The sequence below is a fragment of the Gemmatimonadales bacterium genome (assembly GCA_019637315.1).
Taxonomy (GTDB): domain Bacteria; phylum Gemmatimonadota; class Gemmatimonadetes; order Gemmatimonadales; family GWC2-71-9; genus SHZU01.
On sequence record JAHBVU010000014.1, the window covers coordinates 57,877 to 82,082 of the forward strand.

At 65.5% G+C, this 24,206-nt stretch carries 18 protein-coding genes; 12 read left to right on the plus strand and 6 right to left on the minus strand.

The genetic code is table 11. The features are described 5' to 3' along the window. Window positions 1–1,455 (plus strand): amino acid permease, encoded by a 1,455-nt coding sequence (locus tag KF785_13080; protein ID MBX3147692.1) that lies wholly within the window; start codon window positions 1–3, stop codon window positions 1,453–1,455. 79 nt (window positions 1,456–1,534) lie between these two features. Here the strand turns inward: KF785_13080 and KF785_13085 are convergent, their stop codons facing one another. After that, window positions 1,535–2,761, minus strand: coding sequence for a cation:dicarboxylase symporter family transporter (locus KF785_13085; protein ID MBX3147693.1), 1,227 nt, complete (start codon window positions 2,759–2,761; stop codon window positions 1,535–1,537). A gap of 133 nt (window positions 2,762–2,894) precedes the next feature. Here KF785_13085 and KF785_13090 point away from each other — a divergent pair, with 133 nt between their 5' ends. The 6 genes from KF785_13090 (at window position 2,895) to KF785_13115 (ending at window position 12,934) form a co-directional block, all read left to right on the plus strand. Then, window positions 2,895–3,914, plus strand: coding sequence for a bifunctional oligoribonuclease/PAP phosphatase NrnA (locus KF785_13090; GenBank protein MBX3147694.1), 1,020 nt, complete (start codon window positions 2,895–2,897; stop codon window positions 3,912–3,914). A 188-nt stretch (window positions 3,915–4,102) separates the two neighbouring features. Then, window positions 4,103–6,868 (plus strand): ABC transporter permease, encoded by a 2,766-nt coding sequence (locus tag KF785_13095; protein MBX3147695.1) that lies wholly within the window; start codon window positions 4,103–4,105, stop codon window positions 6,866–6,868. A gap of 120 nt (window positions 6,869–6,988) precedes the next feature. Then, window positions 6,989–7,336 (plus strand): PadR family transcriptional regulator, encoded by a 348-nt coding sequence (locus tag KF785_13100; GenBank protein ID MBX3147696.1) that lies wholly within the window; start codon window positions 6,989–6,991, stop codon window positions 7,334–7,336. Window position 7,337: 1 nt separating this feature from the next. Further along, on the plus strand, window positions 7,338–10,106 hold the full coding sequence (locus KF785_13105; protein ID MBX3147697.1) for an ABC transporter permease: 2,769 nt from the start codon (window positions 7,338–7,340) through the stop codon (window positions 10,104–10,106). Continuing rightward, entirely contained in the window at window positions 10,103–12,097 is a 1,995-nt protein-coding gene (locus tag KF785_13110; GenBank protein MBX3147698.1) for a beta-lactamase family protein, read from the plus strand. The genes KF785_13105 and KF785_13110 overlap by 4 nt, the downstream gene beginning before the upstream one ends. A 66-nt stretch (window positions 12,098–12,163) precedes the next feature. Continuing rightward, window positions 12,164–12,934, plus strand: a complete 771-nt coding sequence (locus tag KF785_13115) for a CPBP family intramembrane metalloprotease (GenBank protein MBX3147699.1) — start codon at window positions 12,164–12,166, stop codon at window positions 12,932–12,934. A 60-nt stretch (window positions 12,935–12,994) separates the two neighbouring features. Here KF785_13115 and KF785_13120 read toward each other — a convergent pair whose 3' ends face one another. Next, window positions 12,995–14,278: an OmpA family protein gene (locus KF785_13120; GenBank protein MBX3147700.1), complete on the minus strand. Its 1,284-nt coding sequence runs from the start codon at window positions 14,276–14,278 to the stop codon at window positions 12,995–12,997. Between the two features lie 191 nt (window positions 14,279–14,469). On the opposite strand from KF785_13120, the gene KF785_13125 reads away from it, so the two are divergent. From KF785_13125 to KF785_13140, 4 genes are all read left to right on the plus strand, one after another. Further along, a complete protein-coding gene (locus KF785_13125; GenBank protein MBX3147701.1) occupies window positions 14,470–17,571 on the plus strand; it encodes a hypothetical protein in 3,102 nt (1,033 codons plus the stop codon). Continuing rightward, window positions 17,568–18,224 (plus strand): response regulator transcription factor, encoded by a 657-nt coding sequence (locus KF785_13130; GenBank protein MBX3147702.1) that lies wholly within the window; start codon window positions 17,568–17,570, stop codon window positions 18,222–18,224. The genes KF785_13125 and KF785_13130 overlap by 4 nt, the downstream gene beginning before the upstream one ends. A gap of 65 nt (window positions 18,225–18,289) precedes the next feature. Further along, window positions 18,290–18,520, plus strand: coding sequence for a NifU family protein (locus tag KF785_13135; protein MBX3147703.1), 231 nt, complete (start codon window positions 18,290–18,292; stop codon window positions 18,518–18,520). A 95-nt stretch (window positions 18,521–18,615) separates the two neighbouring features. Continuing rightward, window positions 18,616–19,728 carry an Mrp/NBP35 family ATP-binding protein gene (locus KF785_13140; protein MBX3147704.1) on the plus strand — a complete coding sequence of 371 codons (1,113 nt, stop codon included), beginning with the start codon at window positions 18,616–18,618 and terminating at the stop codon, window positions 19,726–19,728. Here KF785_13140 and KF785_13145 read toward each other — a convergent pair. From KF785_13145 to KF785_13160, 4 genes are all read right to left on the minus strand, one after another. Next, window positions 19,718–20,935: a cytochrome P450 gene (locus KF785_13145; GenBank protein ID MBX3147705.1), complete on the minus strand. Its 1,218-nt coding sequence runs from the start codon at window positions 20,933–20,935 to the stop codon at window positions 19,718–19,720. The two genes, KF785_13140 and KF785_13145, sit on opposite strands and share 11 nt — an antisense overlap. Window positions 20,936–20,980: 45 nt before the next feature. Then, window positions 20,981–22,192: a hypothetical protein gene (locus tag KF785_13150; GenBank protein MBX3147706.1), complete on the minus strand. Its 1,212-nt coding sequence runs from the start codon at window positions 22,190–22,192 to the stop codon at window positions 20,981–20,983. Between the two features lie 2 nt (window positions 22,193–22,194). Beyond that, window positions 22,195–22,686 carry a hypothetical protein gene (locus tag KF785_13155; protein ID MBX3147707.1) on the minus strand — a complete coding sequence of 164 codons (492 nt, stop codon included), beginning with the start codon at window positions 22,684–22,686 and terminating at the stop codon, window positions 22,195–22,197. Window positions 22,687–22,803: 117 nt separating this feature from the next. Then, window positions 22,804–23,412 (minus strand): sigma-70 family RNA polymerase sigma factor, encoded by a 609-nt coding sequence (locus KF785_13160; protein MBX3147708.1) that lies wholly within the window; start codon window positions 23,410–23,412, stop codon window positions 22,804–22,806. Window positions 23,413–23,459: 47 nt separating this feature from the next. Between KF785_13160 and KF785_13165 the strand changes: the two genes are divergently transcribed. Then, window positions 23,460–24,194 (plus strand): class I SAM-dependent methyltransferase, encoded by a 735-nt coding sequence (locus KF785_13165; GenBank protein MBX3147709.1) that lies wholly within the window; start codon window positions 23,460–23,462, stop codon window positions 24,192–24,194. Window positions 24,195–24,206 lie beyond the last annotated feature (12 nt).

Here is a 24,206-nt window from a genome sequence, read left to right on the forward strand (position 1 = left end):
ATGTCGATTTTTCGTCGGAAAGCGATTGCCGACTTACAAGCGGAGGCAAGCGCCGAACACGGGTTGCAACGGGTCCTCGGACCCCTCAACCTCACGTTCCTGGGTATTGGCGCCATCATCGGAACCGGGATATTCGTCCTGACCGGTACGGTGGCGGCGAAGAACGCGGGACCGGCCATCATCCTGTCGTTCGTGCTCGCAGGGTCGGCGGCCATCTTTGCCGCGTTCTGTTACTCGGAGTTTGCGGCATTGGTTCCGATCGCGGGCAGCGCGTACACCTACGGGTACGCAACCCTGGGTGAGATTTTTGCCTGGATCATCGGCTGGGACCTCGTACTCGAGTATGCGCTTTCCGCGACAACAGTGGCCATCGGCTGGTCCGGCTATCTCGTCTCATTCCTCAACAACATAGGAATACACATACCAGCCGCATTCTCCGCGGCAGCCGGCACTCAGGTGACCATGGCTGATGGCTCCCAGGTCACGGCCATCCTCAACCTGCCGGCCATCTTCATCGTGCTCGTGGTGACCGCGATCCTGGTTCGCGGCATCAAGGAGTCGGCCACGCTGAACAACATCGTGGTGTTCATCAAAGTCGGCGTCATCCTGCTCTTCATCCTCTTTGCCTGGCGGGCCATCGACCCGGCGAACTGGCAGCCGTTTATCCCGGCCAATCTCGGCCATCGGGAAGAGTTCGGCGTCACCGGTATCATTGCCGGCGCTGGTATCGTCTTCTTTGCGTATATCGGGTTCGACGCGGTGAGTACCGCAGCGCAGGAAGCCAAGAATCCGCAGCGCGACATGCCGATCGGCATCATCGGATCGCTGCTCATCTGCACCATCCTCTACATCGTAGTCTCCGCGATTGCGACCGGCGTCCTTCCCTACCAGGAACTGGACGTGCCGGATCCGATTGCCAAGGTGGCGACGGCAGCTGGACTGGGTTGGATGGCGCGCCTGATCGAGCTCGGTGCGATTGCTGGGCTCTCATCGGTCATTCTGGTGCAGCTGATGGGTCAGGCCCGCGTCTTCTGGTCGATGTCCAACGACGGTCTGCTGCCGGCGGTGGTCAACAAGATCCACCCCAAGTTCAAGACCCCCTGGATCACGCAGATCGTTCTCGGCGTCGCGGTGGCGATTCCTGCCGGGTTCCTCAATGTGCGTGAAGCCGCGTCGCTGGTGTCGATCGGGACTCTGCTGGCCTTCGTGATCGTGTGCTCAGCGGTGTTGGTGCTCCGAGTCCGTGAACCAAACCTTCGTCGCCCGTTCAAGGTTCCGGCGGTGTGGATCATCGCGCCCGCGGGTATTCTTTCGTGCGCGTACCTGATGTACTTCCTGCCGTGGCGAACCTGGGAGCGTCTCCTGATCTGGCTCGCCATTGGTGTGGCGTCGTATTACCTGTATGGCTACCGCAACTCCAAGCTCGCCAAGCGGGCGCGGGGTGAGCAGGTCTGATCCCTGACGCGGTTCGGAAGGACAATAGGCCGGTGGAGAGCTTCCACCGGCCTTTGTCACTTGCGGCAGCGGACGCGTGTCACGTCTGTTCTTCCAGTGCGCCGTCCCAGCGGGCCACCACGGCCGTCGCCAGGCAGTTGCCCAGCACGTTGACTGCGGTGCGGGCCATGTCCATGAAGACGTCGACGGCCAGGATGACCGCAATGCCCTCGAGCGGCAACCCGAACTGCGACAGGGTGCCGGACAGGATCACGAGCGAGGCGCGGGGTACGCCGGCCACGCCCTTGCTCGTGAGCATCAGGGTCAGCACCATCGCGACCTGGGTTCCGAACGACAGGGTGATCCCAGCCGCTTGCGCCACGAAGACCGAAGCAAGCCCGAGATAGAGTGTGGAGCCTGCCAGGTTGAACGAGTAGCCGGTCGGCAGCACGAACGATGCGATGCGGCGGGGCACCCCGAATCGTTCCATATTCTCGAGCGCACGCGGCAGGGCCGCTTCCGACGACGCGGTGGTGAACGCGATCAGGGTGGGCTGCCGGCTCCAATGCCAGAACCGCCCGATCCTGAGCCGGGCAATGAGGGCCGCGGGGAGCATGACACCGAGCACGAAGACGAGCAAGGCTCCGTACAGCGTCAGGACCAGCTTGCCGAGGCTCACCACCACGCCAAGACCGTTGGTGCCGATCGCGACGGCAACAGCCGCTGCCACGCCGACCGGAGCATAGAGCATCACGAGCCCGGTGAACTTGAACATCACCTCTGCCAGGCTCTCGCACATTTCCAGCATGACTTCGCGTGGCCGGCCGCGGACCTGCGTCAGGGCCGCGCCGAAGATCAGGGCAAAGAAGACGATCTGCAGGGTTTCGTTGCGCGCCATCGCTTCGACGATGCTGGCCGGGACGGCATTCTCCAGGACCCCCTGCCAGGTGGTTCGGGTACTGGCCAGTCTCTCGCCGGCTTCGGCCGATCCAGTAAGGCTCAGGCCGGCGCCCGGCTGGCCGAGATGCGCGGCAACCATCCCGATGATGAGGGCCACGGTCGTGACGATCTGAAAGTAGATCAGCGCCCGGAGGGCCACCCGCCCGATCTGGCGGACGTCGTCTCCTTGGCCCGCGATGCCGATGACGAGAGTGGCGAAGATGAGGGGGGCGACCAGCGACTTGATCAGCCGGATGAAGATCGTTGCAAACGGACGCATCACGGCCGCGAGGTCGGATCCGAGCCAGACGTAGAAATCCAGGTAGCCGATCACGGCGCCGACCAGCGTAGCAATCAGGATCCAATGCGTCAGGGTGAGACGGCGCATCTGTCACCATGGTTCGTAGAGGCGGTGCTGGGCGCGCCGGAGTGGCGCAAAGGTGGTCAAAGATGCTGGAAGGCAAGCGGCACCGAAAGAGGCGGGCTCGCCAAGCGATAATGGGTCGGTCTATTTTGTTCCAATGCCTATCAATTTGACCGACGACAAACGGTCCGCCGCTCGCGAATTGGCGCAGGCCCTGACGCCCGGCGCATCGGTCTGCCTCACGACGCACGTCAATCCGGATGGTGACGGCCTTGGCAGCGAAATTGGCTTGGTGCACCTGCTGCGGGGCATCGGTGTCTCGGCCACCATCGCCAACCCGACTCGCACGCCAGCCCGCTTCAACTTCCTTTTCGAAGGACTTCCCGGCGTCGATCGCAGCGAAGAGGCGGTCAAGGCCTTGCGCCGAGCCGATTTCATCGTGGTGCTCGATATCAGTGACATCGAGCGCCTCGGGATGCTGGCGGATACGGTCAGAGAACGGGGCGTACCGGTCGGCTGCATCGATCATCACGTCAGTCAGGGAACCCTGCCTAACGGTCCCCGTTATGTCGATCCGTCGGCTGCGGCCACCGGGGAACTGATCGTCGAGATTGCCGCAGCCAACGGCTGGCCGCTCACCCATGCAGTGGCCCGCGCCCTGTACGTCGCCATTCTAACGGATACCGGCGGCTTCCGGTTCAGCAATACCCACCCGCGCACGCTCCGTATCGCGGCGGAACTGCTCGATCAGGGCATCGACCCGGAGGCGATCTACCTCGACGTCTACGCCGGCGCGCCCGAAGGGCGGGTTCGGCTGCTTGCCGAGGTGCTGCAGACCCTGGTCGTCGAGCCGGACACCGGTTTGGCATGGGTCACTGTGCCACCAGGCGCCGTCGAGCGCCATCGCGTCAGCTCGGACGACTTGGACGGCATCATCGAACATGCCCGGTCGATCGCAGGCGTCCGCATGGCGCTCCTCTTCCGCGAGATCGGGCAGGGACGGATCAAAGTCTCGCTCCGGTCCGTCGGGCCCGTCGATGTCGCCGGCTTTGCCAAGCCCTTTGGGGGGGGAGGACACGTCAAGGCCGCAGGTCTGTCGCTCCCGGGGGCCCTCTCCGAAGTGCAAGCCCAGGTTCTCTCGGCCGCGAGGGGCTATCTGGAGGCTTATCGGGGCTGACGGTCCCGACGATGTAAGGCCTCTGCCGGCCGGCTCGGATTCGAGTCGGCCGTTTCATTTATTGACGTTTTAGTGCCTGCATGCTACTATGCTGGCCGAGGTATCATTGGACGGATGTGCCGGCAGGAGCTGTTCCAAGCCAGGTTCGGCTTCGGCCTGGTCTGGCCGGGACGCGCGGAGAGCTGATCATGCGATTCAGAAATGCTGGATTGTCGGGGCGGCTCGACCGCCTGAGCGTGGAACGGCTGGCGTGTGCTGCCGGCCTGCCGCGCCCGCTGGCTGCACGGGTAGCGGAGGTCATCGTGGAGAGCCGGCTGCCGGATGAGCGCAGAGAAGAAGTCTTTCGGGAGCTGGTTGCGCACTTCGAAGACGGCATTGCCGCCGGACGGACACCCGAGGAACTCCTGACGGCCTTCGGCGACGGCAAGCAGGCGGCCGCCCTGATCGGTCGTTCCAAACGCACCGTCACGCCGGAGCTGCTGGGTGGGTCGGGCCCGCGGGATAGCTGGGCTCACCAGGCCGTTCGGGATCTCCGCTATGCCGTCAGGCGCCTCGCGGCTCGGCCGGCTTTCACCGTGATCGCGGTGCTGTCGCTTGCGTTGGGCATCGGGGCCAACGCGGCGGTCTTCACCCTGGTCAACGATGTGATCTTCCGGAAGCCTCCCATCGAACGGCCCGAGCAAGTCGTCGAGATCTACCGGACCGATGCGGAGAACGACTTTCTTCCGATCTCCTATCCGGATCTGGAAGACCTGAATCGCCTCGATGCGTTCGAGGGGGTCGGGGGCTTCCGCATGGCCTACGCATCGATCGTCGGCCAGCCAGAGCCCGAACGCATCACGCTGCAGCTCGTGTCGGGCAACTTCTTCTCGATCCTGGGCATCAAGGCCGAGCGGGGGCGGATGATTCAGGCCGCCGATGCCCCCGCGCCGGGGGTCGGCTCGGTGGCGGTGCTCAGCGACCGCTACTGGCGCCGCGTCTTCGGAGCGGACCCGTCCGTCATCGGCCGCACGCTCTCGCTGACGGCGGGTGACTATACGATAATCGGTGTGGCAACCCCGGCCTTCGAAGGGAGCCTGCGCGGCATCTCGACCGACGTCTACATCCCGCTGACCAGGACGGTCGATCTGACGCCGGGAAGCCGCAACGAAGCCACCGACCGCGCCAACCATTCGATCTTCGTCCGGGCTCGCCTGCGGAGCGGTGGTTCGATCCCTGAAGCCGAGGTGGCAACCCAAGGGCTGGCCGCCAGCCTTCGCGAGCAACGGCTCGAATCGTGGGAAGGCAAGGCAGACTTCACCATCATACCGGCCGCAGACGTGATCTTCTACCCACCTGTCGACAGCATGCTCCGACCGTTGATCACGGTCCTGATGGTTGTCGTCGGCCTCGTCCTGGTGATTGCCTGTGCTAACCTGGCGGGATTTCTGCTGGCGCGAGCTATCGATCGCCGGAAGGAAATCGGCGTCCGGCTGAGCCTTGGTGCAACGCGCGGCCAGTTGGTGCGGCAGTTGCTGGTCGAAACCGTGCTGCTAGGTGCGGTCGGTGGCGTGCTCGGTGTCATTGTCGGCCGCCTGTCACTCCGCGCCGTGCTGGCGGCCGACTTACCGCTCCCGGCACCCGTGACGCTCGATTTGCCGCTGGATTGGCGCGTTTTGACCTTCACAACGGCCGTTTCGATCGTCGCCGGCCTTCTGGCCGGACTCGCGCCGGCTCTGCAGGCAACCCGTGTCGATCTTGCCGGCGTCATTCGTGAGGAAAGCGCCGGCGGCGGGCGCCAGAAGAGCGGGCTTCGCAATGCGCTGGTGACTGCGCAGGTGGCGGTATCCGTCGTGCTTCTCCTGGCGGCTGGGCTGTTTGTCCGGAGCCTGAGTGCGCTCCGGAGCGTGGACCCCGGGTTCGGCAAGGACCCGGCCGCGCTCGTCTGGGTCATGTTCGGCGGAAGCAATACGCCAGAAGGGATTCGGCAATCGGCCGCTCGGATGCATGAGGCGGTTCGGGTGCTGCCTGGTGTGACGGCGGTCGGAGTTGGGCAGAATGTCCATCTCAACCTGCTCAACCGGAACATGGCCACTATCACCGTCGACGGCGTCGAACCGCCTCCGGGTGAGGTTGGATTTGCCCTCGACCGTATGAGCATCGACACAGGCTATGTTCGCGCGGTCGGCCTGCGCCTCACGGCCGGCCGCAACCTGACCGCGACCGATCTGCTGCCCGGCGCATCGCCTGTTGCGCTGGTCAACGAGGCCTTTGCCGGCAGATACTTTCCTGGCGTCGATCCGATAGGTAGGCATTACCGGGTCCAGGGTCGGGCAATCGAGATCGTCGGCATCGTTGCCAACGCCAAGATCCGCGACCTGGCCGAAGCGCCCAGGCCTTTCGCCTACGATGCGCTGGGAGTGATGAACGAGTTTTCTGAGGGCTGGTTCGTCGTCTCGGCACCGGGAGACGCGTATGGCTTGCTGCGTTCGGTAGTGCGCACGATACGCCAGGTCGATCCCAACGTCCTGATTATGGAGCAGCGGACTATGCGGCAGCACCTCGATGTGACTGCCCTCCCGGTCCAGCTCGGCGCAGGCGCTTTGACCGGGTTTGCCCTGTTGGCCCTAGTCATGGCATCGCTCGGCCTCTATGGCTCGGTCAGCTACTCAGTGTCACAGCGGGTTCGCGAAGTGGGCATTCGCCTCTCACTCGGCGCGGATCGGGGTGCCGTGATCCGAATGCTGATGTGGGGTGGGATTCGCCTGGCCCTCATCGGGATCGGTATTGGACTGGTCGTTGGATTGGCCTTCGCGCGCGTGATCGAGAGCACCCTCTACGCGGTTCGAGCGTTCGACCCGGTCACCCTGCTGATCGTTCCCGTCGTGCTGCTCGGTGTGACTGGCCTCGCTGCCTTTGTGCCTGCGCGACGAGCGGGCACCGTCGATCCGGTCAAGGCGCTGCGACAGACCTGAGGCTGAACGGCGTCGACTTCTTCCCGAAACTGTCTGGAGTTGCCGAGCCCTGCATGCCGATTGTCACCGAATGGATGCTGATCGATCCTGCTGTAGCGGCTCAGGTACAAGGAACATACGATGGAACTGCGACGAGAGTTGATCCGAGGGGCCGGTCCTGCCGCGGTGCTGCAATTGCTCAAGCACCGCGACCGCTATGGCTACGAGCTGGTGGAGGCACTCTCCGCCCGATCGGAGGGCGTGCTCGCGATGGGACAATCGACCCTGTACCCCCTGCTGTATAATCTCGAGTCGAAGGGACTCGTTCGCAGCCGCTGGGTCGAGCTTCCATCCGGTCGTCGGCGCCGGTACTACGGGATCACCGATGCGGGGCTCGCAATGCTCGAAGATCACCGCGCGCGCTGGCAGGAACTCTTTCAGGCGATGGTGAGTCTCGGCCTCGTCGCCCCAGACAGTGCGGAGGCCTGACATGCGCAGCAATCCCAGGGCAGGACTGGTGGGCCGGCTCGACCGGCTGGGGGTCGAGCGTCTGGCGCGGGGAGCCGGATTGCCGCAGCCGCTCGCGGCCCGCGTTGCCGAGGTGGTGGTCGGCAGCGGGTTGGCGGACGTTCGGCGCGACGAAGTCTTTCGGGAACTGGTGGCCCACTTCGAAGATGGCCTTGCGGCAGGTCGGACCGCGGAAGACCTCCTGGCCTCGTTCGGCGACGGCGGCTACACGGCTGAGCTGATTCGCCGCGAGAAACGGATCGTCACCCCAGCTCCGCTCGGAGGTACCGGTCCCCGGGACAGCTGGATCCGCCAGCTGCTGCGAGACACGCGCTACGCCATCCGACGCCTGACGGCGCGGCCGGCGTTCACCGCCATTGCCGTTCTTTCTCTCGCCCTCGGCATCGGTGCCAACACCGCCATCTTCACGCTCATCAACGATGTGATCCTCCGGAAGCCACCGCTGGTCCGCCCGCAGGAGCTGGTGGACATCTACCGGTCGGATGCGGCCAACGACTTCGTGCCCTTGACGTATCCGGATCTCGAAGATCTCGCGCGGCGCCGGGATGTCTTCGCCGACGTGGCCGGGTACCGGCTGTTCTTTGCCAGCGGTGTCGATCAGGAGGCCCCGACCCGCATCACCGCCCAACTGGTTTCGGGCAACTACTTCCATGTCCTGGGTCTGACAGCTGCGCATGGGAGACTGATCGAGGCCGCCGATGCGCCGGCGCCGGGAGCCGGGGCGGTTGCTGTGCTCGGCTATCGATACTGGCAACGTGCCTATGGGTCGGATCCCTCGGTGGTGGGGCAGACGCTCCGCCTCTCGATCGGCGAGTATACCATCATTGGCGTCCTGGCCCCCGGATTCGACGGTGCCGTCCGCGGTGCCGTCTCTGAGCTGTACATCCCCCTCACCCGGCTGGGTGACGTTGCGCCCGGAATGCAGCAGGAGTTCACCACCCGGAGCAGCCATTCAATTTTCGTGCGGGCCCGGCTCAACCCGGGTGGGTCGGTTCCCCAGGCCCAGGCGGCGGTCAGCGCCGTGGCCGCGAGCTACCGCGAGCAGGGCCTCGAGGGGTGGCAAGGAAAGGGCGACTTCGTCATCGTGCCATCCGCCGATGTGATCGTCTATCCCCCGGTCGATGCGCTGCTTCGGCCGCTCATGGTCATGCTGATGGTGGTCGTTGGCATGGTGCTGATCATTGCTTGTGCCAACCTTGCGGGATTCCTGCTGGCACGCGCCATCGATCGCAAGAAGGAGATCGGGGTCAGGCTGAGTCTCGGCGCCACCCGACTCCAACTGGTGCGGCAACTCCTGGTCGAGACGGTGCTGCTCGGTACGATCGGCGGGGTGGTCGGTGTGCTGCTTGGCCGCGCAGGGTTGCAAGCCGTCCTGGCCGCCGACCTTCCGCTCCCCATTCCCGTGACGCTCGACCTGTCGCTCGACTGGCGGGTGCTGGCCTTTACCACGATCGTTTCGATCGCGGCCGGCGTCCTGTGCGGTCTGGTGCCGGCGTTGCAAGCCACCCGACTCGATCTCGCGGGCGTGATTCGCGACGAGAGTGCCGGCGGCGGCCGAAACAAGAGTGTGATGCGGAGCGCGCTGGTCATGGGCCAGGTGGTGGTGTCCGTCGTGCTTCTGGTCGTCGCTGGGCTCTTCGTGCGAAGTCTGGACGCCTTGCGTACCGTCGATCCGGGCTTCGGTTCCCGTCCGGCTGCGCTCGTCTGGGTGATGTATGGAGGCAATCGAACGGCCGACGAGGTGAAGCGGAGTGTCGATCGGGCCAGAGACCACCTGGCCGCGTTGCCCGGCGTAGAGTCGGTGGGCCTGACCGAGAACGTGCACCTGAACCTGCTCAACAGCGAGACGGTGCGGATCACCGTCGATGGGGTCGAACCACCCCCTGGCGAGGTGGCGTTCACGGTCGACCGTGCCGGCATCGACACCGGATTCATTGCCGCCGCCCGTCTTCGGATGGTTGCTGGGCGGAATCTTACAGCGTTCGATCTGGACAGCGCCGCCCCGCCCGTGGCCATCGTCAACGAGGCCTTCGCTGCGAAGTTTTGGCCGGATCGCGATCCGGTCGGTCGGCGTTATCGAGTCGGCGGGCGCGAAGTCGAAGTCGTCGGGGTCGTCGCTACCGCCAAGATCCGAAACCTGGCGGAAAACTCGCGCCCCTTCATCTACGACGCGAGCGTCGGTAACGGCTTTACCAACGGCTGGTTCGTCGTGTCCACGCGCGGCGATGCCGATGCCATGCTGGCGGCTGCGGTTCGTGCAGTGCGGCAGGCCGACCCGAACGTTCTGATCATGGAGCAGCGGACCATGGCGCGCCACCTCGAGATCACGGCGCTGCCGATCAAGCTGGGCGCCAGCGCGCTGACCGGGTTTGCGCTGCTGGCGCTGCTCATGGCCGCGATCGGCCTCTACGGATCGGTCAGCTATGCCGTGGCACAGCGGAGCCGAGAGGTCGGAATTCGGCTCTCGCTGGGCGCCGACAGGCAGTCGGTGATCCGGATGCTGATGTGGGGCGGGCTCCGTCTCGTCCTGATCGGGACCGGGCTCGGCATGGTGCTTGGGTTTGCCTTTGGGCGGATCATGGAAGCCTCGCTGTACGGTGTGCCGGCGCTCGATCCCGTCACCCTGCTGATCGTGCCGACCGTCCTGCTCGGCATCACAACGCTGGCGGCTTATCTGCCGGCACGGCGGGCAGGAAAGGTGGATCCGTCGATCGCGCTCAGGCAGGCGTGACCTTGTCCGCGCCACGGCTCCGGTGGCACCGGTCCGCACGTCGACTGGCGCTTCCGATCCTGCTGATAGGCGGCGTCGCGCCTGCAAATGCGCAGCAACAGCGACCCGACGGAGACACTGCGTCGGTTCCGCTCGAGGGCGTCGATCTCGAGCGCTGGCTCGACAGGGTCGTGCCGGACGCCCTGCAGCGCGGCGACATTGCCGGCCTGGTCGTGGCCGTCGTCAAGGATGGCGTGGTCCTGCTCGAAAAGGGCTACGGCTATGCCGACGTGGCCCGCAAAACTCCAATGGATCCCGCTCGCTCGGTCATCCGGGTGGCATCGGTCTCGAAGCTCCTGACGGCAACAGCCGTGCTTCAGCTGGTGGAGCAGGGAGTGCTCGAGCTCGACCGCGACATCCGCAGCTACCTTGACTTCGACCTGCCGGCGGGCTCGGGTCCGCCTATCACCCTTCGCCACCTCCTGACTCACACGGCCGGCTTCTCGGAAATTGCCTACCCGCGCTACCGGCCACCGCGCACCCTCCGCGAGCACGTCGTCAATCCGCCGCCCCGGATCTACCCGGCCGGAACCGTGCCTGCGTACTCCAACTACGGGTTCAACCTCGCAGGATACCTCGTCGAGCGAATGGCTCAAATGTCGTTTGGCGACTACCTCGAACACCGGATCTTTCTGCCGCTCGGCATGCAGCACTCGACCGTGCGAATGGTGGAGCCTGGCCCCCTCGGTGCGCTGATTGTGCCGACCTACCAGCAAGCCTCCGCTAAGGAGCCCTACCCACCCGGGCTGATGGCGGAGATGTTGCCCACGGATTCGCCGTCCGGTGGCCTGGCCACGACCGCGCACGACATGACCCGGTTCATGCTGATGCAGCTGCAGGGCGGTCGCTACGGCGAGACTCGTCTGCTGCTGCCGGAGTCAGTCGCGGAGATGCAGGCGCCGGCGTTCATCCCGATCCCCGGTGCGCAGCCCCTCGGTCTCGGCCTGTTTCGCAGCGACTATCGTGGCGTTCGTGCCATCGGGCATTCGGGTGATGGTGAAGGTGCGCACGCCGAGTTGAAGCTGTTTCCCGAGCAGGGTATCGGCGTCTTTGTCGCGGTCAACAGCAGCGGGGCGGCCGATCCGCTGCTTCCCGCCGCTTTCTCGTTGCGGGCTCGGCTCTTCCGCCAGTTCGCCGATCGCTACCTGCCGGTCACCAGTCGGCCCGACGAGCCGACTGCGGCAACCGCGTCGGAGCATGCACTGCTGGTGGCCGGGGAGTATGCCTGGACCCGCCGGACGGTCGGTGACTACCGAGAGGCCTTCGAGTTGATCGGGCGGTCCTTCTTTCGGCCGGCCATCCGCGCCAACGCCGATGGTACGATCGAAACGACCCCGGCGCTTGCCTTTCAGTCGGAAGGGCGGACCCAGACCTGGCGGGAGATAGCACCCTTCGTCTGGCGCGACGTCGACGGCGACGCCCGGCTCGTCATGAGCGTGCGCGACGGCGGCGTCCAGGCGGTCTGGTCCGATGCGGCACCCTCGGTCTGGGTCAGCACGCCAGTACCCTGGCACCGTTCGACCGCGCTCCACCTGCCGCTGCTCGGTCTGGTCGTGGTAGCATTCACCCTCGTATCCTTCGGTTGGGCGGTCATCTCGATCATCGCTCGCCGCGCTCGATCAGCGGGATCCACCATTGATCAGAACGAGCGATCGGGACACTGGACCCGCGTTGCCGCGGTCGTTGGCCTGGTCTATCTCGCCGGGTGGGCCATCGCGTTCGTCCTCGACGCGCCCTCGCACCTCGGCAGCCAGCCCTGGATCCGCGGCCTGCAGCTGATTGGGCTCATCTGTATAGCTGGTGCTGCGCTGTCGCTGCGGGAGGCATGGCGCTCCTGGCGCCGACCGAAGCTCGCATGGACGCTGGTCGAGAGCACGGTGACGGCGATGTCGTTGCTCTATCTGGTGTGGTTTTCGTTTGCCCTTCGTCTGCTGAGTCTTCGGCTGGGTTGACCGTTCTGCATCTGGCTGTACCCGTTCCCGATCGTTGCGTAGCTACCACCCGTGTCGGAGGTCTGGATGTCCAGTCCCGTCGCCCGTCCAATGCGCCCCATAGGCGTCATCGGATCGCTGCTCTACTTTGCCATTCCCGCAGCACTGTTCTCAGCCAGCCTGCTGGGCCTGCTGCCGTGGATGGTCCGCCAGGGCTACGACGGCATCATCGTCTTCAGCGTCACCTTTGCCGGACCGCTTGCCCTGATGCTCGTGGCGGCGCTGGTGGCCTATCGGCTCGAAGGACACCCCTGGACGTGGGAGGCATTCCGTGACCGGATGCGGCTCCGGAAACCGACCGGGCGCGATTGGCTCTGGACCGCAGGCCTCGTGGTAGTCTCGATGGCAGGAGCGTCCCTGCTCGGCCCGCTGGCTGAACCGCTCAATTCCGTTCGCCTGTACAGCGCCCCTCCCGAGTTCACCAGTTTCATGGGCGACATGCGCAACGGGGTTTTGAGTGGCGCCTCACTCGAAGGACGCTGGCTGGTGGGCCTGTGGCTCGTCATGGGCCTCGTTGTCTTCAACATCGGAGGAGAAGAACTCTGGTGGCGTGGCATCATCCTGCCTCGGCAGGAACTGGCGTTCGGAAAGTGGGCCTGGCTGGTCAACGGCCTGCTCTGGGATCTCTTCCATATCTTCTACCACACCACGCTCGGCGGCATCATCGCCTACCTGCCTATCACGGTGCCGCTTGCGTATGTGGCCCAGCGAACGGGGAGTACCTGGCCAGGCATCGTTGGCCATCTGGCCACCAACATTGCCTTTGCCATCTTTGTAATTCGCGCTGTCCTGGGCTAACGAACCGTGCCCATCGCCGTTGCGGCGATGGGCACAGCCCCTTGCAGCTAGTCGGCGAGATCAGTTTCGCTTGATGATGACGACGCGACGGTTCTGCTCTCGTTCTGCTTCGGTGGCGTTTCCCCCCACAGGTTCGCTCTCCCCTTTCCCGACGGCCTGGAGCCGAGTCGGGGCAATTCCCCGTTTGGTGAGATAGGCTGTGACAGCCGCCGCACGCCGCTCTGAAAGCTGCTGATTGTAGGCGGTACCTCCCAGCGCATCGGTGTGACCTTCGATGGTGATCTGGAGATCAGGGTGCTGCTCCAGGGCCTGGTAGAGTTGCTCCAGCGTTGGTGTCGATTCGGGGCGCAGTCGGTCGCTGTCGAAGTCGAAGAGGATGCCTCGGGTCGTGACCGACCCGTCCCGATCGAGTGCCTGGTAGAGGGGGGCGCCGTGAACGGCCACCACCAGCCTGCTGATGTACGCAGGCCGGCCCTGCGTGGCGGGAACATGAATCTCGATGGCGTCGCCACGGGCAAACTCACCGGCAGGCAGTTGGGCGGCCCGCTCGGTGCCGGCATAGAGAATGGCGTAGTCGTCGGCGGGGTCCGGACCGCCGTCGACCTGGAACCGGTAGGCGATGGGCTCCGTCGCGATATGCCAGAAGCCGGCCGTGCTCGATCGGTGCTGTCCCTTCTCGGCGATTCCCGACACCTGATACAGGTAGAGATACGGCCCATGGTAGGTCCGCATGTTGCGCGACTCGGTCCTCGACGTCGTGAGAACGAGTGCTGCGTTCGGAGCCGAAGCCTGGAAGTCGAGCTCGATCGTGAAGTCGTCTGGCAGCGCCTTGCCGAGGGGCACGACGATCGTCGTCGGAGCAGTGAACTCGAGCACCCGAGCACTGTCCCGTTCGACCGTCTGGGCGTTGCCGGAGACAAAAGTCAGTTGCTTGGCAGGGAATCGACCGATCGGCTCGCGTGCGAGGTCGAGCGCATACCAAACGGTGTTACCCGGCACATAGTCGTAGTTTCGCCACACCCCGCTGCCCGGCTGGTCCGCAGCTCGGCTCGCGTCTCTGGCGTCCGTGACCGGCCGTCCTTTATCGTCGAGGATCACCTGGCCCTCGGCGTCAGTAAAGACGGCCGTCTTGCCATCCTTCCTCGCCTTCTCCGCACACGCCGCGTCGCCGACGACGCAGCGAACCGCGTTCCTCGTCATGGCCTCGGCCTTCCGGCCGACCTCGTCTTCCGCAGCGCGCTGGACCCGTCGACGAATCCGGTCGAGCTGCCCTTCAACCGGTCCTGCGCCGCCAGCCATCAGGAGCAGGAGCAGAGAGCTGTGGCGGAGCGAAGGAGGTCGCATGTTCCCGTCCGATCGGTGGTGTCAGATGATGTGCGAGACCGATCCAACGGTAGGGAGCCCGGGCTCGACCCACAATCGGCCGTTTGGGTGATGGCGGGCGAATGGAGGGCCATCCATGTTGCCGCCGGGTCGCGCGACCGGTAGTCGCACGGTACCTTCTCGAACCCGTTACCCTGGATGCTGACACCTCGATGGAATGGCCCCTGTTCTGGTCCGGCGGATCTGGCCCTCGAGTTCCGGCTGGTCTGGCGGCGGTGCTTGCCGTTTCGCTGGTGGTGAGGCTCTCGGCTCAGGGGCCGGTCGATCCCGTGTTCCGCCCCGCCAGCGACGTCGAGCGGCTGCTGCCGCAGAGTTCCGTTTACGACATTCTCGAGGATCGAGCCGGATTCCTGTGGTTCGGGACGCGCGAAGGCGTGGTCCGCTGGGATGGCTACCAGGTACGCACCTGGAAACATGATCCTTTCGATTCGGCATCGGTGCCCGGCAACGTGATCCGCTTCCTCGATCAGGATCGCTTCGGCCACATCTGGCTCCTGGCACACAGCTACCTCGATCGCCCTGCCGGGATCGCGCGGTTGGTCGGCCCCGACTATCAGCGCATCGAGCGGTTCGGCGCCGATGGTCATATCGTCCTCGATCAGAATCGTTCTCCGGTACTGGTGTTGTCTGATTCGATCCTGATCTTCGATTCGGTGACGGCCCGGTTCGGAGCCGGCTTCTCCAGAGCTCCTCCGCTCGTCCGGTCTGCAGGCACATTCCTTCCTACCGGGACTGCCGCACGCGATGGCTCGCTTTGGCTGCTCTCGCCGGAGCGCGGGCTCGAGCGCTGCGATCTTGCGGCGGGTCGTTGCGCAGCAGTCCCGTTGCAGGGCGCTGGCTGGCACGTTGCCGGGCGTCTTCGCCAGGACCGGGATGGGTCGGTCTGGATTCCGCATGGACGCGAGGTGTACCGCTGGGGAGACCAGGGACTGCATCATGTCATCACGCTCGGTCCGGATGACAGCGCCGTCGACTTCGGCTGGAGTACGGACGGTACGCTGTGGATTCTCGGCCGCGCAGGCGTTACCCATCTCAGGGCGGGCCGTCCCGGCCGGGCTCCACTGCAGGTTCTCGGCGGAGCAGCGAACCTGGCGCCGGTCGTCCTTCGTGTCGACCGATCCGGTGCCGTCTGGGCTGGAACCGTCTGGGGTCTCTACCGCCACCACCCCGGTGCGCCGGTCTTTGGCCACCGGGAGCACGACCCCCGCAACGACAACAGCCCGAGCGCCGGACTCGTGGTCTCGCTGGCGGAGTCGGGCGACGGCGCGGTCTGGATCGGGACCATTGGCGGTGGTCTCAATCGCTGGAACCGTTCGACCGACACATTCCGCCGCTTCCGGAGCACAGCCGGCGAGCCAAGGTCTCTGACCAGCGACGTGATCTGGTCTCTCGCTGCGGATCCGCAAGGTGCGGTCTGGGTCGGCACCGATCGCGGGCTCAACCGGATTTCGCGGGAGGGCCAGGTGGGACGGCTCTTTCGAGTCGATCCGTCCCTGGATCAGCCGCTGGTCGGGTCGCCCAACTCCGTCAGCGATCTGGCAATCGATCGAGCGGGGCGGGTCTGGATGGCATGCGGCATCTATTGCGGCGACAGTCTGTTCTTCTACGATCCGCAGCGGCGGCGGTTCGGCGGAGTAGCGACTCCGGGCGTAGTCGGGGCGGGCTACCTCCACCCGGCGGACTCATCGACGCTCCTGATCGGAGCACTGAGCGGAGTGCACCGTTTCAACCCGACGGCCGGGCAAATCCTCTCGTCGCCGGAATCGGGACAGAGCAACCTGGACGGGATCCTTGCGTTTCTCCCGGCGCGCGACGGCGGCCTTTGGCTCGGAACCAACAGCGGCTTGTATCGGTTCGATGCTTCGGGGCGGATGCGCGCGCGGTATACCGAGCGGGATGGCCTGCCAGGCAACGCGGTGTACGGCCTGCTCGAGGATCGGCGAGGGCGGATCTGGGGGTCGACCAACCGCGGACTGGTTGCGGTCGAGCCGGATTCGCAGGGCATCGCGGTGCGGACCTACGATCAGTCGAACGGCCTGAGCAACACGGAGTTCAACCGCAACGCTGCGTTGGCCACCCGCGACGGCACCTTCCTCTTCGGCGGAGATCGGGGCCTCACCTTCTTCGATCCGGAAGGAATCGAACCCAACCGCTATCGGCCACCCGTCGTCATTACCAGCGTCAGGCGCTCGACCCAGAGGACTACCCGCGTCGTCACCGATCCGGGTTCGGAGCCGCTGCGCATCGCGCCGGATGACTACACATTTACGATTGAGTTTGCCGCCCTCAACTATCGCAATCCGCACCGCAACCGCTATCAGGTCATGCTGGAAGGGTTCGATGCCGAATGGCGCTCACAGGGGCATGAGCGCCGGACCACCTACACCAACGTGCCGCCTGGCAGCTACCGCTTCATGGTGCGTGGCTCCAACGACGACGGTATCTGGAACGAAACGCCAGCCGTTCTCGCCGTCATCGTCGAGCCGGCCTTCTGGGAAACGGCCTGGTTCCGTCTGGGGCTCGGCGCGGCGGTCGTCGGGCTGATCGCGTTTGCGACGTGGTACGTGTCGCGAAGTCGTTACCGACTCCAACTCCAAACGGCGCGGGCCGAGCATGCCCTGGCCCTCGAGCGAACCCGGATCTCGCGCGACATGCACGATGAGGTGGGCGCTAACCTGACCGAGATCACGATTCTGAGCGAACTCGCGCTGGCCGATGGCGACGACCGCACTCGGTTGGAGCGGATCGGAGCGAAGTCGCGCGCCACGCTCGACTCGATTGCCGAGATCGTCTGGGCCACCGATCCGCGGAACGACGACGGCGATCGCTTTGTGGCCTACCTGCGGGAGGTCGCGGCCGAGTACTTGGAGTCGGCAGGCCTCGATGCGCAACTCGATTTCCCGGTTCCCGGCGCCCTGGGCTCTGCGGGGCCCGACTGCCGGCGGACCGTCCTGCTCGTGATCAAGGAGGCCTTGGCCAATGTCGTCAGGCACGCTGGAGCTCGCAGCGTTGGCGTCTCGCTCGAGGTGTCGGCTACCCGGATCCGTGCCATCGTTCGAGACGACGGGCGCGGCATCGGACCCGACGCAGGCGCGGGCGGCGGCAACGGGCTGCGCAACATCCGCAGTCGCGCGGAAGAAGCAGGCGGCTCCGTGATTCTGGAGTCGCTGCCTGGGGGCGGAACGGCAGTGACGGTCGAGCTGCCGATCACCGGCGGGTCAGCCGACCGGGGAGGAGGCGCGGGCAGCCCATGACGCTCGTTCGGGTGGTAATCGTCGAGGATCGTGTCGAGGTGCGCGATGGCCTTGCCGCGCTGGTCAATCGTTCAGAGGCATGTCAGTGCGTTGCCGCCTACCCATCGGCGGAAGCTGCGCTGATCGGATTGGCGCAGGGGAATGCGGATGTTGTCCTGATGGACATCGAGTTGCCGGGCATCTCGGGCATCGAGGCGACGCGCCGTATCAAAGAACGCTGGCCAGCTGTGCAGATCATGATCCTGACCGTCTATGAAGACGACGACAGGATTTTCCGGTCGCTCGAGGCGGGCGCAACCGGCTACATGCTGAAAACGACGCCGCCGGCCCAGCTGCTTCGTGACATCCTCTTGCTTCACACCGGCGGGTCGCCGATGTCGAGCGGGATCGCTCGCCGGGTGGTGGAAACCTTCCACGGAGCCGGTCGGAGCGCCGAGGAGGTCGATCCCCTCACCTCACGCGAGCGAGAGACCCTGTCCCTGCTTGCCCGGGGGTACCGGTATCGCGAGATCGCAGAGCAGCTCGGAATCACCTTTGACACCGTCCGCACCCATATCCGCCACATCTACGAGAAGATGCAGGTTCGCTCCCGAACCGAGGCGACCGTCAAGTTCCTGAAAGGGGCCCCCCGTCCTGCGCCGGACAAGGAGTGAGGCAGGCGACCGACCAATGTATATTCCGAGCAGCGTAGTCCCATTCGGTCTCTGGCTGGCAGAAAATGGACATTCTGGCGCGTATCGAACAAACCCTGGACTCCCTCCGCCCCTACATCGCCTCGCATCGGGGGTCGGTGGAAGTGGTCGATTTCGATGATGCCGACGGCATCCTGACCCTCCGCCTCGGCGGTACCTGTCATGGCTGTGCCGCATCCACGATCACGCTGCGCCAGGGTATCGAGGTCCGCCTGCGGGAGTATGTCCCCGAAGTGAAGGTCGTCCAAGCCGTCTGACCCCCCTTTATATTGCCGAGCACATCGCGCTCGCCTGATGACCGATCCCCGGTCGGCGTCGGAACGGGTCCATACGGTTTTCGGCTGAGGTGTTCGTGTCGGAGTCTATTGAAGCGCTGGTCGGAGCTGCCCTGTCCCGGATCATCAATCCGCGTCTCGAAAGCGACGTGCTGTCCGCGGGGATGGTCCGAGACCTGACGGTGCATCAGGACGGGCGGGTCGCCTTTACCTTCCTGCTCGGCCGTTCGGATCCTGCCACGCTGGTGCGCGAAACTCGCTCGGCCCTCAAGGCCATTCCCGGCGTCACCGAGGTCAAGATCAGCGTGGTAGACCCTGCCGGCCCGGCGCCGACCACGCACGCCGCGCCCGGTGGCGCCGCGCCGCAGTCCACCGGGATGCCGGCTCCACCCGCTCCGGTCGAGTTTCCGCACCTGGGCCGGGTCATCGCCGTGTCGTCCGGCAAGGGCGGCGTCGGCAAGTCCACCGTTGCTGCCAACCTGGCGGTGGCCCTGGCGCAATCGGGCAGGCGGGTGGGCATCATGGACGCCGACATCTACGGGCCCAACATCCCTCGGATGTTCGGCCTCTTCGAGCGCCCTCCGGTCCGGGATGGGCGAATTCAGCCGCTCGAGGCGCACGGCGTCAAGCTGATGTCGATCGGGTTTCTGGTCGACCGCGATGCCCCCGCCATCTGGCGCGGTCCGATCATCATGAAGGTGATTCAGCAGTTCCTGCGGGATGTCGAGTGGGGCAACCTCGACTACTTCGTCGTCGACATGCCCCCGGGTACCGGTGATGCGCAGCTGTCACTGGTGCAGTCGGTGCAGGTGTCGGGCGCGGTCATCGTCACGACCCCGCAGGAAATGGCGGTCGGTGACGCGTTGCGGGGCGCCAAGATGTTCGAAAAGGTCAATGTGCCGGTCTACGGTATCGTCGAGAACATGAGTGCGTTCGTCGATCCCGCCACCGGACAGCGCTTTGCCCTCTTCTCGTCAGGCGGCGGTCAGCGCCTGGCCGACGAAGTGGGAGTTCCCCTCCTGGGCGAAATCCCGTTGCAGCCCGGCCTTGCGGACCAGGCGGATCAGGGGCGTCCGATCGTGATGTCGCTGCCCGACAGTCCGGCAGCGCAGGCGCTTCGGTCCGTGGCGGCGGCCGTCGAGGCCGCAGCCCGCGCGTCGACCATGTCGCTTCCCGTCATCAACCAGTAACGGTCCAGCGCACCTTGAGGTGGCTCGGCCGCCGGAACTCGTATCCGGTGGGCCGAGCCGGATGCTCGGCGTCGAGGCGCAGCTCGCGGAGACGCGCGAAGATCGTCGGCACCACCGCCATCGCCTCGGCGCGGGCAAGATGGGCTCCGAGGCAGAGGTGCCGCCCGATCCCGAACGAGAGGTGCTCGTCGGCGTTGGCGCGCGCGATGTCGAAGCGGTCCGGATCGGGAAACCTGGCCGGGTCGCGATTGGCGCCGCCGATCATACACTGCACGGTTTCGCCCGCTGGAATCCGGATGCCGGCAATGTCCGTATCGCGAGTGGCAGAGCGGGTGCAGCTCTGCACCGCCGGCTCCCAGCGCAAACTCTCCTCGATGGCGTTGGGCCAGAGCGAGGCGTCGTCGCGGAGCCGATCGAGCGACTCACGGTCGGTGAGCAGCGCGTAGGCCGCGTTGGCCATCATCGAGTCGGTCGTTTCGATGCCCCCGAACAGAATGATCAGCGCGTTCGAGAGGATCTCCTCGTCCTGGAGCCGGTCTGAGGCGTGCACCAGCGTCGAGAAGAGGCCGGCATCGGGCTCGGCAGCCGCGCGCTGAAGCAGTGGACGCATGGCCGCCCGGAACTCCGCGGCGGCGGTCTGTCCCCGGATCCGAGCGTCGGCATCCTGTGTAAAATTGGCGAGCGCGCGCGCGAAGTGTTCGTACCAGTGATAGATCATCCCATGAAACTCATCCGGGATCCCCAGCACTCGGGCCACGCTGTAGACCGAGAGCGGCCCGGTCAGTGCCGTCCGCAAGTCGGCCTGGCCTTGCCACTCGAACGACAGCAGCAGCCGGTCGACCTTGCTGACGACCACGGCGTCGAGTCCGTCCTTGATGCTCTTCTTGGCAAAAGGATGGATGCAGGCCGCCTTGTAGCGCTTTTGCAGGTCGCCGTCGATGCTGAGCATCTGGCGTCCGAAGATGTCCTGAATCGGCGAACCAGGATGGTCGGTGGTGAAGGTCTCGGTGTCGCGCAGCACCGCGAGAACGTCGTCATACCGTGTCACCAGCCACATGCCCGTATCGGGAAACCACGCAACCGGGGCGCGCTCTCTGAGTCGCGCCAGGTGCGGATACGGGTCGTCACTCAGCTGGTACAGGGTGCAATCGGCCAGCGGCGCCTTGGGGCCGGTCCCGGCAGGGTGCGAGAGTGTCTGATGTGGCATGTCCGGAAGATAGCCGCAGCAGGGATCCAGAGGCGGGCTCGGGCGTCAGCGGCCTTTGGCGGGGCGCTTCACGGCCGGAACGCCATGCTGCGGCGTGGCCCAGAGGTATTCGTCGGTCAGCATTTCCTCCGGCAGGTACCGGCCCGCAAACGCCGGCCGGATCCCGGCGCGGCTCAGGACGGACGCGCCGAGCCCGACCGTGGCCAGGAGCCAGGTGGTCAGCGCGGCGCCGCCGAAGATCAGCGACCCCGCAAAGGGCACCCAGCCGAACAGCACCCAGGCCAACCACACGGCCGCCACGGCCCCGAGCCCGACGGCCAGATAGCGGAAACTGTTTGGTGAGATTCGGACGCCGTGGGCCATCCGGCGCCGAGCATGGGTCTCGCCCATGGCGTGCGCCACGGCCAGGAACCCGCCAACGATCCCGGCGATGACCAGCAGGGCGTAGACCGCAATCACGAACGGAACCAGCAGCACGCCCACTACGCTCAAGACCAGCCCCACGACCAGCATCCCGAAGGTCGGCACGATCAGGATCTGCGACAGGAGGCCGACCAGGAACGACCGGAAGAAGCTGTGGCTCACGGTATCGGAGACAGTCTCGAGGTTGGGCTTGCCGAAGAGCACCAGGCCAAAGCCGATCAGACCCAGGGTCAGGAAGGTGCCGATCACACCGGCTGCGTGCGTGGCGGTTCGGACGACCGGGCTGACCGGGGGCGAGACCGTGGTGGCCTGGACCGTGGGGTAGGTCAGGCTCCGCCCGCCCACGTTGCCGCCCCGGTTGGTGATCCGGCCGGCGTAGGCAATCACGTCGCCGGTCACCGCACTGCCGCGGTGCAGCAGCACGTTGCCGTCGAGGGTGACCACGTTACCGGAGACTTTGCCGTAGACATCGGCCCGACCGCCGATGACCAGGACATTCGATTTGAGCGATTCGCTCGACCCGACGCTGAAGTTGCCCACGTGGGCGTAGCCGTCGGGCGTGCGCAGACGAACCGCGGCGTAGGGCGCCTTGACCAAGCTGCGGAGCTGGCGTTCGAGCGCCAGCGGGTCCTCGATCGAGCCGAGCTCGACGACCGGCGCGGAGGGGTCGTCGGCCACGGGTTGCGGAGCGACTTCTCCCCAGGAGAGGCCGAGGTTTGGCAGCAGTTGTTCCCGAACGTAGTCGACGAACCGCCCGGCGCCCTGGTCCGGCACGGCATGCAGAGTCGAAGCATGCGTACCGAGCACGGCGAGAAGGGCGAGAACGCGCAGCACGATCAGGCGGAGCCGTTGGCCGGGGTGACCAGTCGGCGGAGCGCGGCAAGGCCGGCCCCGTACAGCATCAGCGTCGCGACACCGATCAGGGCGAGCCGAGCTGGCGTTCCGGACACGATGCGCAGGGTCTCGAACCACGGCTCCGAGGTCAGCAGCGCAACCCCGCCGTTCCAGCGCTCGAGGCCCCAGGCAATCAAGGCATCGCCGGTCCGGGTCAGCCAGCCGTCGAGGAGGGGCCGGTTGACGCTGGCCCAGGCCACACTCGCCGCCATACCGACGACCGTGGCGGCAATCGCGCCCAGGCGGCGCCGGGTCAGGGCAGGGTACGACAACACCGGCACCGACCGCGTCGAAACGTCGACCCGCGCCATGATCCGATCGGCCAGCTGCGCCGAGGGAGCCAGGCTGGGCACCGCCGCCAACAGATCGAGAAGGCGCCGATCGAGTGCGACCAGCTCCTGACACTCGACGCACGTTTCGAGGTGTAACTGCATGTCGTGCGCGGACGATCCAGAGTGGAACGCGTCCAAGTCGTCTGCGGTGAGGTGCTTCGTCGGCCACGTCATAGTCGACCTCTGTACGGCCCCATCGCGGGCGGAGTTTCAGCGTTGCTATTCGTTACGTAGGTCTTTGAGTGAAACCCGCAGTTCGTTGCGCGCGCGATGGATGTACGTCTTCACCGTACCCAGCGGAAGGTTCAAAATCTCGGCAATTTCTTCGTAGCTGCGCCCTTCGACATGGCGCAGCAGAATGCAGGAGCGATACTCGGGCCGAAGGTTGCCGATCGCGATTTCGATGGTGCCGCCGAGCTCGCGGTTCTCGACTTCCTGCAGCTGATTCTCGCCTCGCTCGGAAATCTGCAGCGCGGTCGCTTCGACCAGTTCCGGCGTATCGGCGTGCGGGGAGCCTTCGAGCGAGAGGGTGTCGAGCTCGCGCTTGCGAAGGTGATCGATGGCGGCGTTGTTCGCGATCTTGAAGACCCAGGACGAAAACTTGTACTCGGGTCGATACGACTGCACCGCGTTCAACACCTTGATGAATGTTTCCTGGCAGAGGTCTTCGGCGAGCTCCCGATTTCGGACCATCCGGAAGATCAGGGAAAAGACCGGGCGCTCGTAGCGACGGATCAGTTCGCGGTAGGCCTCGTCCCGTCCCTCCTTGGCAAGGGCGACGACCTCCTGGTCGGTGTGCTCACGTAGCGAGCCGGGACGGAGCGTCACGGGCGGCCGGTTGCGTTCACGTTCCCAGCCGACGAATTTGCCACGCTATGGTCGTCACGGACAAAGAATTACCCGTCTCCGGCGGGGCCGAAAAGCGTGCCTACGTTCGGGGCATCTTCACGGCCATCGCGCCGCGCTACGATCTGCTCAATCACCTGCTCAGCCTCAATATCGATAAGCGGTGGCGCCGGTCCGCCGTGGCGGAGCTCGGGTGGGAATCTGTCCCGGCCGGGACCTATCTGGATCTCTGCGCCGGAACGCTCGATCTGGCCGCTGCTCTCGGCAACCACCCCGGCTTCGGGGGTCGGGTCGTCGGCGCCGATTTCGTCAAGCCGATGCTCGAACGGGGGCGCGATAAATCGGCCGCGGTCGTTCCGGTAACGGCCGACGCTCTGGAACTGCCGTTTCCCGATCGGGCGTTCGACGGTGCCACAGTCGGGTTCGGGGTCCGCAACCTGATGGACCTGGACGGCGGCCTTCGTGAAGCCGCCCGCGTCCTCAAGCCCGGCGCCCGGCTGGTGATCCTCGAGTTTACCACGCCACCGCGCCAGCCAATGCGGGGCATGTACTTCTTCTACTTCCGACGCATCCTCCCGCTGATCGGACGCCTCATCTCGAAACATAGAGATGCCTACACCTACCTGCCAGAGTCCGTTCTGGCGTTTCCAGAGCCGCCTGAGCTCGCCGCCAAGATGGAACAGGCTGGTTTTGGCGCGGTCAAAGTCAAACTGCTCCTGGGCGGTATCTGCGCCATTCACGCCGGCGTACGGCAGGATCGCTGATCGGGGGCCTGC

Coding starts and splice junctions, on each gene's coding strand:
- KF785_13080 (MBX3147692.1), top strand. CDS start 1: ATGTCGATTTTTCGTCGGAAAGCGATTGCCGACTTACAAGCGGAGGCA.
- KF785_13085 (MBX3147693.1), bottom strand. CDS start 2,761: ATGCGCCGTCTCACCCTGACGCATTGGATCCTGATTGCTACGCTGGTC.
- KF785_13090 (MBX3147694.1), top strand. CDS start 2,895: ATGCCTATCAATTTGACCGACGACAAACGGTCCGCCGCTCGCGAATTG.
- KF785_13095 (MBX3147695.1), top strand. CDS start 4,103: ATGCGATTCAGAAATGCTGGATTGTCGGGGCGGCTCGACCGCCTGAGC.
- KF785_13100 (MBX3147696.1), top strand. CDS start 6,989: ATGGAACTGCGACGAGAGTTGATCCGAGGGGCCGGTCCTGCCGCGGTG.
- KF785_13105 (MBX3147697.1), top strand. CDS start 7,338: ATGCGCAGCAATCCCAGGGCAGGACTGGTGGGCCGGCTCGACCGGCTG.
- KF785_13115 (MBX3147699.1), top strand. CDS start 12,164: ATGTCCAGTCCCGTCGCCCGTCCAATGCGCCCCATAGGCGTCATCGGA.
- KF785_13120 (MBX3147700.1), bottom strand. CDS start 14,278: ATGCGACCTCCTTCGCTCCGCCACAGCTCTCTGCTCCTGCTCCTGATG.
- KF785_13125 (MBX3147701.1), top strand. CDS start 14,470: ATGGAATGGCCCCTGTTCTGGTCCGGCGGATCTGGCCCTCGAGTTCCG.
- KF785_13130 (MBX3147702.1), top strand. CDS start 17,568: ATGACGCTCGTTCGGGTGGTAATCGTCGAGGATCGTGTCGAGGTGCGC.
- KF785_13135 (MBX3147703.1), top strand. CDS start 18,290: ATGGACATTCTGGCGCGTATCGAACAAACCCTGGACTCCCTCCGCCCC.
- KF785_13145 (MBX3147705.1), bottom strand. CDS start 20,935: ATGCCACATCAGACACTCTCGCACCCTGCCGGGACCGGCCCCAAGGCG.
- KF785_13155 (MBX3147707.1), bottom strand. CDS start 22,686: ATGCAGTTACACCTCGAAACGTGCGTCGAGTGTCAGGAGCTGGTCGCA.
- KF785_13165 (MBX3147709.1), top strand. CDS start 23,460: ATGGTCGTCACGGACAAAGAATTACCCGTCTCCGGCGGGGCCGAAAAG.